The organism is Pseudomonas sp. NPDC087626, from assembly GCF_044743405.1.
GTDB lineage: Bacteria > Pseudomonadota > Gammaproteobacteria > Pseudomonadales > Pseudomonadaceae > Aquipseudomonas.
Genome location: NZ_JBIUWJ010000030.1, coordinates 1 through 16,612, shown reverse-complemented (window position 1 = coordinate 16,612; position 16,612 = coordinate 1). Strand labels below are relative to the sequence as shown.

General features: G+C 61.4%; 13 protein-coding genes. 8 read left to right on the top strand and 5 right to left on the bottom strand.

The genetic code is table 11. The features are described 5' to 3' along the window. Window positions 1–70 precede the first annotated feature (70 nt). A complete protein-coding gene (locus tag ACIOVD_RS21700; protein ID WP_371917586.1) occupies window positions 71–832 on the top strand; it encodes a TenA family transcriptional regulator in 762 nt (253 codons plus the stop codon). Window positions 833–915: 83 nt separating this feature from the next. Here ACIOVD_RS21700 and ACIOVD_RS21695 read toward each other — a convergent pair whose 3' ends face one another. From ACIOVD_RS21695 to ACIOVD_RS21675, 5 genes are all read right to left on the bottom strand, one after another. Beyond that, window positions 916–1,842 carry a GGDEF domain-containing protein gene (locus ACIOVD_RS21695; protein ID WP_095168013.1) on the bottom strand — a complete coding sequence of 309 codons (927 nt, stop codon included), beginning with the start codon at window positions 1,840–1,842 and terminating at the stop codon, window positions 916–918. A 248-nt stretch (window positions 1,843–2,090) separates the two neighbouring features. Then, a complete protein-coding gene (locus ACIOVD_RS21690) occupies window positions 2,091–2,831 on the bottom strand; it encodes a YciK family oxidoreductase (protein ID WP_095168015.1) in 741 nt (246 codons plus the stop codon). A 105-nt stretch (window positions 2,832–2,936) separates the two neighbouring features. Beyond that, on the bottom strand, window positions 2,937–3,608 hold the full coding sequence (gene mupP, locus ACIOVD_RS21685; protein WP_095168017.1) for an N-acetylmuramic acid 6-phosphate phosphatase MupP: 672 nt from the start codon (window positions 3,606–3,608) through the stop codon (window positions 2,937–2,939). Window positions 3,609–3,612: 4 nt separating this feature from the next. Then, window positions 3,613–4,311: a bifunctional 2-polyprenyl-6-hydroxyphenol methylase/3-demethylubiquinol 3-O-methyltransferase UbiG gene (gene ubiG / locus ACIOVD_RS21680; RefSeq protein WP_095168018.1), complete on the bottom strand. Its 699-nt coding sequence runs from the start codon at window positions 4,309–4,311 to the stop codon at window positions 3,613–3,615. A gap of 63 nt (window positions 4,312–4,374) precedes the next feature. Further along, window positions 4,375–5,706, bottom strand: coding sequence for a TRZ/ATZ family hydrolase (locus ACIOVD_RS21675; protein ID WP_401130128.1), 1,332 nt, complete (start codon window positions 5,704–5,706; stop codon window positions 4,375–4,377). A gap of 108 nt (window positions 5,707–5,814) precedes the next feature. Here ACIOVD_RS21675 and mtnA point away from each other — a divergent pair, with 108 nt between their 5' ends. The 7 genes from mtnA (at window position 5,815) to cmk (ending at window position 16,433) form a co-directional block, all read left to right on the top strand. Then, on the top strand, window positions 5,815–6,891 hold the full coding sequence (gene mtnA / locus ACIOVD_RS21670) for an S-methyl-5-thioribose-1-phosphate isomerase (RefSeq protein ID WP_095168021.1): 1,077 nt from the start codon (window positions 5,815–5,817) through the stop codon (window positions 6,889–6,891). A 414-nt stretch (window positions 6,892–7,305) separates the two neighbouring features. Further along, complete coding sequence (gene gyrA, locus ACIOVD_RS21665; protein WP_095168022.1) at window positions 7,306–9,960, top strand: DNA gyrase subunit A; 2,655 nt, start codon at window positions 7,306–7,308, stop codon at window positions 9,958–9,960. A 247-nt stretch (window positions 9,961–10,207) separates the two neighbouring features. Further along, window positions 10,208–11,293 (top strand): 3-phosphoserine/phosphohydroxythreonine transaminase, encoded by a 1,086-nt coding sequence (serC, locus tag ACIOVD_RS21660; protein ID WP_095168258.1) that lies wholly within the window; start codon window positions 10,208–10,210, stop codon window positions 11,291–11,293. After that, complete coding sequence (gene pheA, locus ACIOVD_RS21655; protein ID WP_017129662.1) at window positions 11,293–12,387, top strand: prephenate dehydratase; 1,095 nt, start codon at window positions 11,293–11,295, stop codon at window positions 12,385–12,387. Before serC ends, pheA begins: the two co-directional genes overlap by 1 nt. Before the next feature lie 11 nt (window positions 12,388–12,398). Continuing rightward, complete coding sequence (hisC, locus tag ACIOVD_RS21650; protein WP_401130124.1) at window positions 12,399–13,511, top strand: histidinol-phosphate transaminase; 1,113 nt, start codon at window positions 12,399–12,401, stop codon at window positions 13,509–13,511. A gap of 28 nt (window positions 13,512–13,539) precedes the next feature. Continuing rightward, entirely contained in the window at window positions 13,540–15,747 is a 2,208-nt protein-coding gene (locus ACIOVD_RS21645) for a bifunctional prephenate dehydrogenase/3-phosphoshikimate 1-carboxyvinyltransferase (protein ID WP_095168260.1), read from the top strand. Further along, a complete protein-coding gene (cmk, locus tag ACIOVD_RS21640) occupies window positions 15,744–16,433 on the top strand; it encodes a (d)CMP kinase (protein WP_095168025.1) in 690 nt (229 codons plus the stop codon). Before ACIOVD_RS21645 ends, cmk begins: the two co-directional genes overlap by 4 nt. The last annotated feature ends 179 nt before the right edge of the window (window positions 16,434–16,612 follow it).

Here is a 16,612-nt window from a genome sequence, read left to right as displayed (position 1 = left end):
TCGATCCCTGACCATCACAATCAAAAGGAGTGCGACAGTGATCGATACATTCAACAGAACCGGCCCGCTTATGGAAGCTGCTAGTTATCCTGCCTGGGCTCAGCAATTGATTCAGGCGTGCAGCGAGAGCAAGCGTCGGGTTGTCGAACATGAACTTTACCTGCGTATGCGCGACAACCAACTCAGCGCCAGGACCATGCGCCAATACTTGATTGGTGGCTGGCCGGTGGTGGAACAATTTGCGCTGTATATGGCGCAGAACCTGACCAAGACCCGCTTTGCCCGGCACCCGGGCGAAGACATGGCACGCCGCTGGTTGATGCGCAATATCCGGGTAGAACTCAATCATGCCGACTATTGGCTGCATTGGAGTCGTGCCCATGGCGTGAGCCTGGAAGATTTGCAGGCGCAACAAGTGGCGCCCGAACTGCATGCGCTGAGTCATTGGTGCTGGCATACCAGTTCGTCCGACTCGTTGATCGTGGCCATCGCCGCCACCAACTATGCGATCGAGGGGGCGACAGGGGAGTGGGCGGCGCTGGTTTGTTCCAACGGGATCTATGCGGCGTCATTTGCCGATGAGGAACGCAAACGCGCCATGAAGTGGCTGAAAATGCACGCGCAGTACGATGATGCTCATCCTTGGGAGGCGCTGGAGATCATCTGCACGCTCGCCGGCCAAAACCCCAGCAAGGCGCTGCAGGAAGAGCTGCGCCTAGCCGTGTGCAAAAGCTACGACTATATGTACCTGTTCCTGGAGCGCTGCCTGCAACTGGAGTACGTCCACAAGCCCAGCGTAGTCCGTGGGCGAATGGCGATGGCGGAAGGCTGACGGCGCGGCTCCTGCAGCAGCTGGCGCAGCCTGCGTTGGGTTGCGCGGCGACCCCCGACATTCTCAAGCAGGGTGTCGGGGGATTACCCCGCCATCGCCAGGCGATTACGCCCCTCGCGCTTGGCCACGTACAGCGCACTGTCAGCGCGGCGCAGCAGGCTTTCGGCCGATTCTGCGGGGAGCAGGGTCGAGCAGCCGAGGCTGACGGTCAGCTCGATCAGCTTGCCCTCAACCCGATAATCCTCCACCTGTGCGCTGTATCGCAGGCGTTCACCGACCATGGCCGCAGCTTCGCGGCTGGTATTGGACAGCAGGATCAAAAACTCCTCGCCACCGAAACGAAACACCATGTCGACGTTGCGCAGTTGGTTCTTGATCGACGTGGCGACGGCCTTGAGCACCTGGTCGCCAGCAGCGTGGCCGTGGCTGTCATTGACGCGCTTGAAATGGTCGATATCCAGCATCAGCAGGGACAAAGGCTGCTGGTGACGTCGGGCCATGTGGATTTCCCGTTCCAGGGTCTGATCCATGGCGATACGGTTACCGGTACCGGTCAGGGGGTCACGCAGTGCACTTTGAGTCGCCGCTCGATACAGCAGGGCGTTGCGCATGGGGAACAACAAGGGCACCAGCAGGGCTTCGAGGTTGGCCTGCTCCTGCTCGCTGAAACGTTGATTGCGCCGGAACACCAGTTCACCCAGGTGTTCACCCTGATGGCTGAGGCTGTAGCTCACCGAGTGATGGCCGCGCTGGCCGAGCTCCAGGCGCAATTCGCTGGACTCGTGCCGATAGTGCAGGGCGTCCAGCGGAACCAGGCGCTGAACTTCGCGAAAAAACAGGCCGAGGATACGTTGCGGTTCCAGGCTGGTTTGCAATTGCAGGCCCATTTGCTGGCGCAACTGGCTCAGGCTCGCAGGGCGTTCCACAAGGGGCGGGATCTGGCCAAAACCCAGGCGTTGCAATTTGGCGCTATCAAAATCAATTGCGTGGGTCTGGGTCGGAGATTTCATATGGCGTGCGCCCCCAAGCAGGAATGCTGTCTGACAAGCTGGGTTACAGCGTGTTTGGTGCAGATTTAGAGCGAAATGCGTGCCATCGGTTCATTTTCTGGAAAAGCCGATTGCAATCAGATGCTTGGGGCACCCAGCGGGGTATGCCTGCGAGCAATATGACGGTTGTTTGACTAAGCATAGCAGAATAGTGGCACCGCCTGGCTCATGCCGCGGCGGGAAGCCGTCGCGGCATGCTGGGGGCGAGCTTACTGGGCGTCGAACGCCTGGCCGTTGATGCCGCTGCTATCCGGCCCCATGAGGTACAGGTAGACCGGCATGATCTCTTCCGGGGTCGGGTTGTTGTTCGGGTTTTCCCCGGGGTAGGCCTGGGCACGCATGCTGGTGCGGGTGGCGCCCGGGTTGATGCTGTTGGAGCGGATCGGTGCGACGGTGTCGACTTCATCGGCCAGGGTCTGCATCAAGCCCTCGGTGGCGAACTTCGATACGCCATAAGCACCCCAGTAGGCACGGCCCTTGCGACCCACGCTGCTGGAGGTGAAGATCACCGAGGCGTCCTTGGACAGCTTGAGCAGGGGCAGCAGGGTGCTGGTGAGCATGAACATGGCGTTGACGTTGACTTGCATCACGCGCATGAAGTTTTCGCCGGACAGTTGCTCGATCGGCGTGCGTGGACCAATGATCGAGGCGTTGTGCAGCAGGCCGTCAAGGTGCCCGAACTCAGTCTCGATCATTGCCGCCAACTCGTCGTACTGGTGCGGCAGAGCGGTTTCCAGGTTGAACGGGATCACCGCCGGTTGAGGGTGGCCCGCAGCTTCGATTTCGTCGTAGACCTGGGTTAGGTTGGCTTCGGTCTTGCCCAGCAACAGCACGGTGGCGCCGTGAGCTGCGTAGGTTTTCGCGGCGGCTGCACCGATCCCGCGGCCGGCACCGGTGACCAGGATGACCCGGTCCTTGAGCAATTCAGGACGAGCGGAGTAATCAAACATAAAAAACCTCTACAAAAATTCTTCAGGTCAGGCGCAATCCCAGCGGGGGCGCCGGTGCGGCTATCGCCAGCAGGCGCGCTCCCACAGATGTGGTGCGTTGACTGCTTAGCAGCTGCACAACGCGCTATCGAGCACCTTGCGCAACTCCAGCGGATGATCCACCACCACGTCCGCACCCCAGTGCCGCGGGTTGTCGTCTGGGTGAATGTAGCCGTAGGTGACCGCGGCGGTGCGGGTGCCGGCATCGCGTCCGGACTCGATGTCGCGCAGGTCGTCGCCGACGAACAGGACGCTGGCCGGGTCGAGGTCGAGCATCTTGCACGCGAGGATCAGCGGTTCCGGGTCTGGCTTGCTGTTCTTTACGTGATCCGGGCAGATCAGTAGGGCCGAGCGCTCGGCCAGCCCCAGTTGTTGCATGATCGGCTCGGCAAAACGCAGCGGCTTGTTGGTCACTACGCCCCAGATCAGATTGGCCTTCTCGATGTCGGCCAGCAGTTCAGCCATACCGTCGAACAGTTTGCTGTGGACCGCGCAGCCCTTGAGGTAGCGCTCGAGGAACTCCAGGCGTAGTTCCTCGAAGCCTGGCGCCTGCGGGTCCAGCATGAAGGTCGCGGCGACCATGGCCTTGGCCCCGCCGGAAATCTCGTCGCGGATGCGTTTGTCCGGGATCGCTGGCAGCCCGCGCTCGGCCAGCATGTCCTGGCAGATGGCAATGAAGTCCGGCGCGGTGTCGAGCAGGGTGCCGTCCATGTCGAAGAGAACTGCTCTGATTGCCATGGGCTTACTCCTCGCGCAGGGTCTGGATCATGTAGTTGACGTCAACGTCGCTGGCCAGCTTGTAGTGCTTGGTCAGCGGGTTGTAGGTCAGGCCGATGATGTCCTTGACGGTCAGGCCGGCTGCACGGCTCCAGGCGCCCAGTTCGGAAGGGCGGATGAATTTCTTGAAGTCGTGGGTGCCGCGTGGCAGCAGCTTCATGATGTATTCCGCGCCGACGATGGCGAACAGGTAGGCCTTCGGGTTGCGGTTGATGGTGGAGAAGAACACCTGGCCGCCGGGCTTGACCATACGGAAGCAGGCGCGGATCACCGACGAGGGGTCGGGCACGTGCTCGAGCATTTCCAGGCAGGTGACCACGTCGAACTGCTCGGGCATTTCTTCGGCCAGGGCTTCGGCGGTGATCTGCCGGTATTCCACGCTCACGCCCGACTCCAGTTGATGCAACTGGGCAACTGCCAGGGGCGCTTCACCCATGTCGATGCCCATCACGGTGGCGCCGCGCTGTGCCATGGATTCGCTGAGGATGCCGCCGCCACAGCCGACGTCCAGGACCTTCTTGCCCGCCAGTTTGACGCGTTCGTCAATCCAGTTGACGCGCAGTGGGTTGATGTCGTGGAGGGGCTTGAACTCGCTTTCGCGATCCCACCAGCGATGGGCCAGGGCCTCGAATTTGGCGATTTCAGCGTGGTCGACGTTGCTCATGGGTAATCCTCTGAATCTGAAATATTTTGCTGTCAGCCTTGAGGTTCAGCTCAAGGGGTCGTTCTATTCGGTGTGGCCGCTGATGCGTTGGCCCCAGGCGTTGGCCGTGGCGCACAGCTGTTGTTCATCGAGGCGCGTCAGGCGCCGGTCGTCGAGCAATTGCTTGCCGCCGACCCAAAGGTGTTTCACGCAGTCCCGGCCGGTGGCATAGATCAGTTGCGAGACTGGGTCGTAGACCGGTTGCTGGGCCAGGCCGGACAGGTCGAAGGCCACCAGGTCGGCAAGCTTGCCGACTTCCAGCGAGCCAATCTGCTGTTCCAGACCCAGGGCACGGGCGCCGTTGAGGGTCGCCATGCGCAGGGCGCGATGGGCGTCCAGGGCGCTGGCGGATCCGGCAACGGCTTTGGCCAGCAGGGCGGCGGTACGGGTTTCGCCCAGCAGGTCCAGGTCGTTGTTGCTGGCGGCGCCATCGGTGCCGATCGCCACATTGACCCCGGCTTGCCACAAACGCTCCACCGGGCAGAAGCCGCTGGCCAGTTTCAGGTTCGATTCCGGGCAATGAATCACGCTGCTGTTGCTTTCTACCAGCAATGCCAGGTCGTCTTCGCTGATCTGGGTCATGTGCACTGCCTGGAAGCGTGGCCCCAGCAGGCCCAGGCGTGCCAGGCGGGCCAATGGCCGCTCGCCGTGCTTTTCCAGCGCCTGGTGCACCTCGATCGCGGTTTCGTGGACGTGCATGTGAATGGCGGCGTCCAGCTCCTCGGCGATGACCCGGACTTTCTCCAGGTTTTCATCGCCAACGGTGTAGGGTGCATGGGGACCGAAGGCGATTTTGAGGCGTGGATGGTGCTTGAGGTCGCCGAACAGTTCGATGCCCTGGCGGATCGCCTCATCGGCACTGCTGGCGCCGGGAATCGGGAAGTCGAGGATCGGAATCGCGATCTGTGCCCGTATGCCGCTGTTATGGACACGCTCACTGGCAACTTTGGGGAAGAAGTACATGTCCGAGAAGCAGGTGATGCCACCTTTGATCTGTTCGGCGATGGCCAGGTCGGTGCCGTCGCGTACAAAGGCTTCATCAACCCACTTGGCCTCGGCTGGCCAGATGTGCTGTTCGAGCCAGGTCATCAGTGGCAAGTCGTCGGCCAGGCCGCGGAACAGGGTCATTGCCGCATGCCCATGGGCGTTGATCAGCCCGGGGCTGAGCAGCATGCCTGGCAACTCCCGGACCTCATGGGCCGCGAGTTTGAGTGCAGCGCTGCGCGGACCGATGAAGGCAATTCGCCCGTCGCGGATCCCCAGGCCATGCTCCTTGAGCACCACGCCCGCCGGCTCGACAGGCACCAGCCAGGTCGGCAGCAAGAGGAGGTCGAGAGCGGCAACGGGGGTCGGCATCGAGGATTCGGTCCAGTGCTTTTGTAAAGGATGGCGAAGTATACCCGAGCGTCTTCGCGGGGGGATCGCTATAATCGACGGCTTTTGTTCATGAGTACGGGGTGAGGGATGCGCGATCGACTGTTGGCTGCTGAGAAGGTGAAGGCCATCGATTGGCGAGACGGCACCCTGTACCTGCTGGATCAGCGCCTGCTGCCGTTCGAGGAGCGCTGGATCGCCCATACCAGCGCGGCACAGGTGGCGGAGGCCATTCGTGCGATGGTGGTCCGTGGCGCCCCGGCAATCGGCATTAGCGCCGCCTATGGCATGGTGCTGGCCGCGCGTGCCCGAATCGCCGCAGGTGGCGACTGGCAGGCGGCGCTGGAAGAGGATTTCGCCCTGCTGGCCGAGTCCCGCCCGACTGCGGCTAACCTGTCCTGGGCCCTGGGGCGTATGCGCGAACGCCTGGCGCGGCTCAAGGCTCACGCCCAGCCCTTGGTCGCGCTCGAAACCGAAGCCCTGGCGATCCAAGAAAGTGATCGTGAGGCCAACCTGACCATCGCCCAGTTGGGCGTCGACCTGATTCGCAAGCACCAAGGCAACGCGCAGACCATCCTCACCCATGGCAATGCCGGTGCGCTGGCCACGGGCGGCTTCGGTACGGCGCTGGGGGTGATTCGCGGGGCGTTCCTGGAAGGCATGGTCGAGCGGGTCTATGTCGACGAAACCCGGCCCTGGCTACAAGGCTCGCGCCTTACCACCTGGGAGCTGGCCAACGAAGGCATTCCGGTGACTGTCAATGCCGATGCCGCCGCCGCCCATATCATGAAGACCAAGGGGATTACCTGGGTGGTCGTCGGCGCTGATCGGATCGCCGCCAATGGCGATGTGGCTAGCCAGATCGGCACCTACCAGTTGGCAGTCAACGCCATGCACCACGGCGTGCGCTTCATGGTGGTGGCGTCGAGCTCGACCATCGACATGGACCTGGCCAGCGGCGAGGACATCGCCCTTGAAGAGCGCGACGCCGGTGAGTTGCTCGAAGTGGGCGGCAAGCGGATCGGTGAGGGGGTCGAGGCTTTCAATCCGGTGTTCGACGTCACGCCGGCGGACTTGATCGATGCCATCATCACCGAAAAAGGCCTGGTCGAGCGGCCGGATACCGCAAAGATGGCGCAATTGATGTGCCGCAAGCGCCTGCATTGATCAGCTCAGGTGCCTGAGCGATTGTCGTCGCGAGCAGGTTCATTCCCACAGGTTTTGCGCCCACCACAGGCTCTGCAGGAGCTGGCTTGCCAGCGAAGGGGCAGGTCAAGTCAATAAATTAACCACAATCTAGTCTCGAATCAGCCTCTAAGCTTCTCTCGTCCCCCTCAAGCCTGTCATCGGTCAACTAACTATGCTCCATGCGCATCAGGGGGATAGGTGCGTGGCGGCTCTTGTGATAACATCCGGCGGTTTCCAAGGTCGCCCCGCGGGGTAACCTTTACTGCGCAGATCCATGGCATAACTCGTTGATTTGTCGTAAGTCGGTGCATGGCACTCAGCCTGCAGCGGCGAGCTTCGTTCGTCCCATCTGGATGTGACGAAGTTTCACCAGAAAAAGGAATCAGGCTTCTCATGGGCGAACTGGCCAAAGAAATCCTCCCGGTCAATATCGAAGACGAGCTGAAGCAGTCCTACCTCGACTACGCAATGAGCGTAATTGTCGGGCGGGCACTGCCTGATGCGCGCGATGGCTTGAAGCCCGTGCATCGGCGTGTGCTGTTCGCTATGAGCGAGCTGGGTAACGACTTCAACAAGCCGTACAAGAAATCTGCCCGTGTTGTCGGTGACGTGATCGGTAAGTATCACCCCCACGGTGATACCGCGGTGTACGACACCATCGTTCGGATGGCGCAGCCATTCTCGCTGCGTTACCTGCTGGTCGACGGCCAGGGCAACTTCGGTTCGGTCGACGGCGACAACGCCGCAGCGATGCGATACACCGAAGTGCGCATGACCAAGCTGGCGCACGAGCTGCTGGCTGACCTGCACAAGGAAACCGTGGACTGGGTGCCGAACTACGACGGCACCGAAATGATCCCGGCGGTCATGCCGACCCGTATTCCCAACCTGCTGGTCAACGGCTCCAGCGGTATCGCCGTGGGCATGGCGACCAACATTCCGCCGCACAACCTCGGTGAAGTCATCGACGGTTGCCTGGCGCTCATCGACAATCCTGAGCTGACTGTCGACGAGTTGATGCAATACATCCCGGGTCCGGACTTCCCGACCGCTGCGATCATCAACGGTCGCGCCGGCATCATCGAAGCCTACCGTACCGGCCGCGGGCGCATTTACATGCGTGCCCGCTCGACGATCGAAGACATCGACAAGGTCGGTGGTCGCCAGCAGATCGTCATCACCGAACTGCCTTACCAGTTGAACAAGGCGCGTCTGATCGAGAAGATCGCCGAGCTGGTCAAAGAGAAGAAACTGGAAGGCATCACCGAGCTGCGCGACGAGTCCGACAAGGATGGTATGCGCGTCGTGATCGAATTGCGTCGCGGCGAAGTGCCAGAGGTGATTCTCAACAACCTCTACGCCCAGACTCAGCTGCAAGCAGTGTTCGGTATCAACATCGTTGCGCTGATCGATGGCCGTCCGCGGATCCTCAATCTCAAGGATCTGCTGGAAGCCTTCGTGCGTCACCGTCGCGAAGTCGTGACCCGTCGTACCGTGTTCGAGCTGCGTAAAGCTCGCGAGCGTGGCCACATCCTGGAAGGCCAGGCCGTTGCCCTGTCGAACATCGACCCGGTCATCGCCCTGATCAAGGCCTCGCCAACGCCGTCGGAAGCCAAGGAAGCGCTGATCAGCACTGCCTGGGAATCCTCCGCCGTGGTGGCGATGGTCGAGCGCGCCGGTGCCGACTCTTGCCGTCCAGAGACCCTGGACCCGCAATACGGCCTGCGCGAAGGCAAGTACTTCCTGTCGCCGGAACAGGCGCAAGCCATTCTGGAGCTGCGTCTGCACCGCCTGACTGGCCTGGAGCACGAAAAGCTGCTGGCCGAGTATCAAGAGATCCTCAACCAGATCGGCGAGCTGATCCGCATCCTCAACAGCGCCACGCGCCTGATGGAAGTGATCCGCGAAGAGCTGGAAGTGATCCGCGCCGAGTACGGCGATGTGCGTCGCACCGAAATCCTCGATGCCCGTCTCGACTTGACCCTGGGTGACATGATCCCGGAAGAAGAGCGCGTCGTGACCATTTCCCACGGTGGCTACGCCAAGACCCAGCCATTGGCTGCGTACCAGGCTCAGCGTCGTGGCGGTAAAGGCAAGTCGGCGACTGGCGTCAAGGATGAGGACTACATCGCTCACCTGCTGGTTGCCAACAGCCACACCACGCTGCTGCTGTTCTCCAGCAAGGGCAAGGTGTACTGGCTGAAAACCTACGAGATTCCGGAAGCTTCCCGCGCTGCCCGTGGGCGTCCGCTGGTCAACCTGCTGCCGCTGGACAGTGATGAGTACATCACGACCATGCTGCCGGTCGAGGAATACACCGAAGGTCACTTCATCTTCATGGCGACCGCCAAAGGCACCGTGAAGAAGACCCCGCTGGAATCCTTCAGTCGTCAACGCAGCGTCGGCCTGATTGCGCTGGAGCTGGACGAAGGCGACGTATTGATCAGCGCAGCCATCACCGATGGCGAGCGTGAAGTCATGCTGTTCTCCGACGGCGGCAAGGTCACTCGCTTCAAGGAATCCGATGTACGTGCCATGGGCCGTACTGCACGTGGTGTGCGCGGCATGCGCCTGCCGGAAGGGCAGAAGCTGATTTCCATGCTGATCCCGGAAGAAGGCAGCCAGATCCTCACCGCTTCGGCGCGTGGTTATGGCAAGCGTACCGCCATCGGCGAGTTCCCGGAGTACAAGCGTGGCGGCCAGGGCGTGATCGCCATGGTCAGCAACGATCGCAACGGCCGTCTGGTAGGTGCCGTTCAGGTGCTCGACGGTGAGGAGATCATGCTGATTTCCGACCAGGGCACTCTGGTGCGTACCCGTGTCGACGAAGTCTCGAGCCTGGGTCGTAACACCCAGGGCGTGACCCTGATCAAGCTGGCCAGCGACGAAACGCTGGTAGGCCTGGAGCGGGTCCAGGAGCCGTCGGAAGTCGAAGGTGACGAGCTGGAAGGTGAAGAGGGTGCGGTATTCGACGGCGAGGTCGTGATCGACGACGTGGTTGACGATCAGCAACTCGATGCCGCCGCTGACGAAGAACCGCAAGAGTAAGCGGACAAACAGGGGGCGGATGAAAATTCGCCCCCTTGTTGTTTGTCCCTATGGAAAATTGATGACCCTGTAGGAGCGAGCTCGCTCGCGATGGACGTTAACGATGACGCGGGTTTCCTGATTAAGCGCGGCGTCCTCAGGTTTTTCGCGAGCAAGCTCGCTCCTACAGTTGATCGCTGCTCAGCCATGTGAGTGGCGATCGCCCCCTATAAATGTGTGATACCACCAAATCAGAGCGAGATTGGATGTGAGCAAGAGAGCCTATAACTTCTGTGCCGGTCCGGCGGCACTTCCCGAAGCTGTCCTGCAACGTGCCCAGGGTGAACTCCTGGATTGGCACGGCAAGGGCCTCTCCGTCATGGAAATGAGCCATCGCAGTGATGAGTTCGTGTCCATTGCCACCAAGGCCGAGCAGGATCTGCGTGATCTGCTGAATATCCCTTCGAACTACAAAGTACTGTTTCTGCAAGGTGGCGCGAGCCAGCAATTTGCCCAGATTCCGCTGAACCTGTTGCCGGAAAACGGCACCGCCGACTATATCGACACCGGTATCTGGTCGCAGAAAGCCATCGAAGAAGCTTCCCGTTACGGCCACGTCAACGTTGCCGCGACCGCCAAGCCCTACGACTATTTTGCAATTCCCGGACAGAACGAGTGGCAGTTGTCGCAAGACGCCGCCTACGTGCACTACGCGCCGAACGAAACCATCGGCGGCCTGGAGTTTGGCTGGGTGCCGGAAACTGGTGATGTGCCGCTGGTCGCCGACATGTCTTCGGACATTTTGTCGCGCCCGATCGATGTTTCGCGTTTTGGCATGATCTACGCCGGCGCCCAGAAAAACATCGGCCCGAGCGGTATCGTGGTCAACATCGTGCGCGAAGACCTGCTGGGTCGTGCCCGCTCGTTGTGCCCGACCATGCTCGACTACAAGGTCGCGGCCGACAACGGCTCGATGTACAACACCCCGCCAACCCTGGCCTGGTACTTGTCCGGCCTGGTGTTCGAGTGGCTGAAGGATCAAGGTGGCGTGGAAGCTATCGGTAAGCTCAACGAGGCCAAGCAGCGCACTCTGTATGACTTCATTGATGCCAGCGGCCTGTACAGCAACCCGATCAACAAGACTGATCGCTCGTGGATGAACGTGCCGTTCCGCCTGGCCGACGATCGCCTGGACAAGCCATTTTTGGCCGGTGCCGAGGAGCGGGGCCTGCTGAACCTCAAGGGTCACCGTTCGGTAGGCGGTATGCGCGCCTCCATCTATAACGCCGTCGACATCGTTGCGGTCAACGCACTGGTTTCGTACATGGCAGAGTTCGAGAAGGAACACGGCTAATGTCTGAGCAAGAACTCAAGGCACTGCGCCTGCGCATTGATTCGCTGGACGAAAAGGTCCTGGAGCTGATCAGTGAGCGTGCCCGCTGCGCCCAGGAAGTCGCGCGAGTAAAGATGGCCTCGCTGGCCGAAGGCGAAGTGCCGGTGTTCTATCGTCCTGAGCGTGAAGCTCAGGTGCTCAAGCGCGTGATGGAGCGAAACCAGGGGCCGCTGGGCAACGAAGAGATGGCGCGGTTGTTCCGCGAAATCATGTCCTCGTGCCTGGCGCTCGAGCAGCCGCTGAAAGTGGCTTACCTGGGGCCTGAAGGCACCTTCACCCAGGCAGCCGCCATGAAGCACTTTGGTCACGCGGTGATCAGCAAGCCGATGGCGGCGATCGATGAAGTGTTCCGTGAAGTGGCTGCCGGCGCGGTGAATTTTGGCGTGGTGCCTGTGGAAAACTCCACGGAAGGCGCCGTCAACCACACCCTCGACAGCTTCCTTGAGCACGACATGGTCATCTGTGGCGAAGTCGAGCTGCGGATTCACCACCACTTGCTGGTGGGTGAAAACACCAAGACTGACAGCATCAGCCGCATCTACTCCCACGCCCAGTCCCTGGCCCAGTGCCGCAAGTGGCTGGATGCGCATTACCCGAATGTCGAGCGCGTGGCGGTCTCCAGCAACGCCGAGGCAGCCAAGCGGGTCAAGGGTGAGTGGAATTCGGCGGCAATCGCTGGCGACATGGCGGCTGGCCTGTACGGCCTGACTCGCCTGGCCGAGAAGATCGAAGATCGTCCGGACAACTCCACGCGCTTCCTGATGATCGGTAGCCAGGAAGTGCCGCCGACTGGCGACGACAAGACCTCGATCATCGTCTCGATGAGCAACAAGCCGGGTGCGCTGCACGAACTGCTCGTGCCTTTCCACGACAACGGCATCGACCTGACTCGCATCGAGACTCGTCCGTCGCGCAGTGGCAAGTGGACCTACGTGTTTTTCATCGACTTCGTCGGCCACCACCGCGATCCGCTGGTCAAGGGTGTGCTGGAGAAAATCAGTCAGGAAGCAGTGGCACTTAAAGTGTTGGGTTCCTACCCCAAAGCAGTTCTCTAAGGGCGTTAACAATGAGTGGCGACTTCCTCGCTCTGGCACAGCCGGGCGTGCAACAACTTTCGCCTTACGTTCCGGGCAAGCCCGTGGACGAACTGGCTCGCGAGCTGGATATCGATCCGGCCAGCATCGTCAAACTGGCCAGCAACGAAAACCCGCTGGGTGCCAGTCCCAAGGCCTTGGCGGCGATTCGTGAAGAGCTGGCCGAGCTGACCCGGTATCCGGATGGCAATGGCTTTGCGCTCAAGACCCTGCTGGCAGAACAGTGCCGTGTCGAGCTGAGCCAGGTGACGTTGGGCAACGGCTCCAACGATATTCTTGAGCTGGTGGCGCGTGCCTATCTGGCACCCGGCTTGAACGCAGTGTTCAGTGAGCACGCCTTTGCGGTCTATCCGATCGTCACCCAGGCCGTTGGTGCTGATGCGCGGGTAATCCCGGCCAAGGACTGGGGGCACGACCTGCCGACCATGTTGGCAGCGATCGACGCCAACACCCGAGTAGTGTTCATTGCCAATCCGAACAACCCGACCGGAACCTGGTTCAGTGCCGAGGCACTGGATGAGTTCCTGCAGGATGTGCCTGCCTCGGTGCTGGTGGTGCTGGACGAGGCGTACATCGAGTACGCCGAGGGCAGTGAGCTGCCCGATGGCCTGGATTTTCTTGCTGCGTATCCGAACTTGCTGGTATCGCGCACCTTCTCCAAGGCCTATGGCTTAGCGGCGTTGCGCGTCGGTTATGGTTTGTCGACGGCGGTGGTGGCTGACGTGCTGAATCGCGTGCGCCAGCCCTTCAACGTCAACAGCCTGGCACTGGCAGCCGCCTGTGCCGCGTTGCAAGACGATGAATACCTGGCTGAAAGCCGACGCCTGAATGAGGCTGGCATGCAGCAGTTGGAAGCCGGGTTCCGTGAGCTGGGGCTGGGCTGGATCCCGTCCCGGGGCAACTTCATCTGTGTTGATCTGGGGTGCAGTGCTGCGCCGATCTTCCAGGGCTTGCTGCGTGAAGGTGTGATTGTGCGTCCGGTGGCCAACTACGGCATGCCGAACCACCTGCGCATCACCGTCGGCCTGCCGGCGGAAAACAGCCGTTTCCTCGAGGCGCTGAGCAAGGTTCTGGCTCGTGGTTGATGTCAGTGCCGTGCAACCTGCTGCGCCGCTGATCGGCCGCCTGGTGGTGGTCGGCCTGGGGCTGATCGGCGGTTCGTTTGCCAAGGGCTTGCGCGAAAGCGGCATTTGCCGTGAGGTGGTGGGGGTCGATCTCGATCCGCAATCGCGCAAGCTTGCCGTAGAGCTGGGCGTGGTCGACCGCTGTGAAGATGACCTGGCGGCCGCCTGTGTCGGTGCCGACGTCATTCAGTTGGCGGTGCCGATCCTGGCCATGGAGAAGCTCCTGGCGTTGCTCGCGGGCATGGACCTGGGCGCAGCGATCCTGACGGATGTCGGCAGTGCCAAGGGCAATGTGGTGCGTGCGGCAACCCAGGCGTTCGGCGGCATGCCGCCACGCTTCGTGCCGGGGCACCCGATTGCCGGTTCCGAGCAGAGCGGGGTTGAGGCCTCCAATGCCCAGCTGTTCCGCCGGCACAAGGTGATCCTTACGCCGCTTGAGCAAACCGATCCGGCTGCGCTGGCGGTGGTTGATGCGTTGTGGCGCGAATTGGGTGCCGATGTCGAGCACATGCAGGTTGAGCGCCACGACGAGGTGCTGGCCGCAACCAGCCATCTGCCGCACCTGTTGGCGTTCGGTCTGGTCGACTCTTTGGCCAAGCGCAATGAAAATCTTGAGATCTTCCGTTACGCTGCGGGCGGCTTCCGCGATTTCACAAGAATCGCCGGTAGCGACCCGGTGATGTGGCACGACATCTTTCTCGCTAACCGGGAAGCGGTGCTGCGCACACTCGATACATTTCGCAGCGACCTCGACGCCTTGCGCGACGCGGTCGATGCAGGGGACGGGCACCAATTGTTGGGCGTATTCACTCGCGCCCGGGTTGCCCGCGAGCATTTCAGTAAAATCCTGGCCCGCCGGGCCTATGTGGACGCTATGAACTCCAACGACCTGATTTTCCTGGCACAACCTGGTGGCCGCCTGACTGGGCGGATTCGTGTACCGGGCGATAAATCGATTTCCCACCGTTCGATCATGCTCGGCTCGCTGGCTGAGGGTGTCACCGAAGTCGAAGGCTTCCTCGAGGGCGAAGATGCCCTGGCGACCCTGCAGGCCTTCCGCGACATGGGGGTGGTCATCGAAGGGCCGCACCATGGTCGTGTGACCATTCACGGTGTGGGCCTGCATGGCTTGAAACCGGCGCCTGGCCCGATCTACCTGGGCAACTCCGGCACTTCGATGCGCCTGCTGTCTGGCCTTCTGGCTGCGCAGAGCTTCGATAGCACCCTGACGGGCGACGCCTCGTTGTCCAAGCGCCCGATGAATCGCGTGGCCAATCCGCTGCGGGAAATGGGTGCGGTGATCGAAACCGCCGCTGAAGGCCGTCCGCCGATGATCATTCGTGGTGGTCATGCCCTCAAGGGCCTGACCTACACCATGCCGATGGCCAGCGCCCAGGTTAAGTCCTGCCTGCTGTTGGCTGGTCTGTACGCCGAAGGCCAGACCACGGTCACCGAGCCTGCGCCAACGCGTGACCATACCGAGCGCATGCTGCGCGGCTTCGGCTATCCGGTAACTGTCGAGGGCGCAACCGCTTCGGTCGAGTCCGGCCACAAGCTGACTGCCACTCACATCGAAGTGCCGGGCGATATCTCTTCGTCGGCGTTCTTCCTGGTCGCCGCTTCGATTGCCGAAGGTTCCGAACTGGTGTTGGAGCACGTCGGCATCAACCCGACCCGCACCGGGGTGATCGATATCCTGCGTCTCATGGGTGCCGACATTACCCTGGAAAACCAGCGCGAAGTGGGCGGCGAGCCGGTGGCTGACCTGCGCGTGCGCGCGGCTCAACTCAAGGGCATCGAGATTCCCGAGGAGCTGGTGCCGCTGGCCATCGACGAGTTCCCGGTACTGTTCGTGGCGGCAGCTTGTGCGCAAGGCCGGACTATCCTGCGCGGTGCCGAAGAGCTGCGGGTCAAGGAATCTGACCGGATCCAGGTCATGGCCGACGGTCTGCTGGCGCTGGGCGTCAAGTGCGAGCCGACGCCGGATGGGATTATCATTGACGGCGGCCAGATCGGTGGTGGCGAAGTCCATGGTCATGGCGATCACCGGATTTCGATGGCGTTCAGTGTGGCGTCGTTGCGCGCCAATGCGCCGATCCGCATCCATGATTGCGCCAACGTCGCCACCTCCTTCCCGAATTTCCTCGCGTTGTGCGCGCAGGTCGGTATCCGCGTTGCCCAAGAGGCTCAGTCGTGAACAACATTGCTCCAGTTATCACCATCGACGGGCCAAGCGGTTCGGGTAAAGGCACTATTGCCGGCATGCTCGCCAGGCGCCTGAACTGGAATCTGCTGGATTCCGGTGCGTTGTACCGTTTGCTGGCGTTCGCTGCGCGCAACCACGGGGTCGACCTGACCAACGAGGAATTGCTGAAGAAACTTGCCGCTCATCTGGATGTGCAGTTCATCGCGGCGACCGACGGTCAGTTGCAGCGCATCATCCTTGAAGGGGATGAGGTCAGCGATGCGATCCGCACCGAAGTTGCCGGTGCCGGCGCCTCCCAGGTAGCTGCGCTGCCGGCTGTGCGTGAGGCGCTGCTGCAGCGCCAGCGGGCTTTCCAGGAAGCCCCGGGGCTGGTGGCTGACGGTCGTGACATGGGTACGGTGGTCTTTCCCGATGCACCCTTGAAGATTTTTCTGACCGCCAGCGCCGAGGAACGAGCGCGCCGCCGATATTTGCAGTTGAAGGGCAAGGGCGAGGATGTTAGTCTGTCGAGTCTGCTAGATGAGATCCGTGTGCGCGATGAGCGCGACACCCAGCGAGCGGTAGCCCCGCTCAAGCCGGCGGTCGACGCGATTCAGCTGGATTCCACGGAGTTGTCCATCGATCAGGTGCTGGAACGCATCATGAGCGAAATCGCCCTCCGCGATATCGCCGGGTGACCAAGAAGGCCGTAGGGGACCAGTCATAGTCCTGCGGTGCTTCTTTTAATTGAAACTAACCCACACCGTCTGGGGTGTGGAGATGGGCGTATTCTTCGCCCTTATCAACAGGAATTAAAATGAGCGAAAGCTTTGCGGAACTCTTTGAAGAAAGCCTAAAAACCCTGAACCTTCAGGCA